Raw genomic sequence first — 823 nt, forward strand, 5'->3', positions numbered from 1 at the left:
CGGGCCGGCCGGTCAGCCCGGGAAACGCCCCGTGGAACGCAACGACCAGCGCCGCTCCGCGTAGGCCAGGTCGTCGCGCCACAGCCGTCCGGCGGCGGCCCGTACGAGCGGACGAAGCAGCGGCGCCGCACCGCGCGCCAGGGCGAACCCCGGACGGCCGGACGCCGCCACCACCGCCTCGACGACCGCCGTACGGGGCCGCCCCCGGTCGTCGGGCCCCAGGGGAGTGGCGTGCGACTCGACCACCGACCCCGTCCCCTCGCCCTCGGTGATGCGCATGACGACCGTACGCGGTTCGGGAGCGGTGAACACCGCCCGCACCGGGACCACCAGCCGCCCCGCCACCTTGAAGGACACGTCCACGGTGAAGCCGTCCCCGGTGGAGCCCTCCGCGTCCCCGTCCGGGCCGTCCGGCGCGCCGGCCACGGTGAGGTCGACGAACGAGTAGGGGTGGAACCAGGCCCCGTGCCAGGGGTCCAGACGGTTGGCCACCACGTCCTCGGGCTCACAGACGCCCACCCCGGTGTACACCGCCGTCAGTGCGCGCGCCGGATCCGGCCGTCGCGGCACCACCGGCGCCCGGAGCGGCGGCTCGCCGCCCACCGCGTCCAGCCGGACCCACAGCAGGACGCCGTCGTCGTACGCCGGGAACGGCTCCCAGCCCGCGAAGGGCCCGCCGTCCAGGGCGAGTCCGTGCCAGTGGCACACCAGCGTGCCGCAGCGCACCGGGCTGTCCCGCAGCGGAGCGCCCAGATGCGGGCAGATCCCGGGCCCGGCGACCGGGCGGCCCCCCGCGTCCCGCCACAGCACCACCTCCTGCCCC

General features: G+C 77.3%; 1 protein-coding gene. It reads right to left on the reverse strand.

Translation table 11 applies throughout. From position 1 onward, the window contains the following. Positions 1 to 12: 12 nt before the first annotated feature. On the reverse strand, positions 13 to 823 hold an 811-nt coding region (locus tag B7767_RS38805; protein WP_085576061.1), incomplete at its 5' end, for a DUF5914 domain-containing protein.

Origin of the sequence: Streptomyces sp. 13-12-16 (assembly GCF_002114215.1) — a bacterium.
Taxonomy (GTDB): domain Bacteria; phylum Actinomycetota; class Actinomycetes; order Streptomycetales; family Streptomycetaceae; genus Streptomyces.